1 protein-coding gene is annotated in these 398 nt (G+C 43.7%); it reads left to right on the forward strand.

What is annotated here, in order from left to right:
• Window positions 1-398, forward strand: a 398-nt coding sequence (locus AACL61_RS02685) for a dihydropteroate synthase (RefSeq protein ID WP_339110953.1), incomplete at both ends; no start/stop codon positions are given.

The raw sequence follows: 398 nt of genomic DNA on the forward strand, positions 1-398 counted from the left end.
AGATGGTAGCAGCCGGTGCAAATGTAATTGAAGTCGGTGGGCAAACTACGAAACCGGGTGGCTTTAAAGAGGTTGATCCAGAAGAAGAAATTGCGCGAATTATGCCGGCTATTCAGCTTCTTCGTGAAAACTATCCCCAGATTGCGATCGCAGTTGATACGTATAAACTCCCGGTAATGGCAGCGGCAATTGAGGCCGGGGTAGATATTATTAATGATGTGCAGGCATTTAATTCAAAACAAAAACTAATTTTGATGGCTAAGGCAAATGTTGGAATGGTAACGATGCATAGCAGCCGAACCCATGACTATGATAATCTCACCGTAGCGATGCAGAAATTCTTTGAACACAATCTTGGGACAATAGTGGCTGCTGGCATTGATCTTGAACGAGTGATT

The sequence above is a fragment of the Limosilactobacillus reuteri subsp. porcinus genome (assembly GCF_036621895.1).
GTDB lineage: Bacteria > Bacillota > Bacilli > Lactobacillales > Lactobacillaceae > Limosilactobacillus > Limosilactobacillus reuteri_J.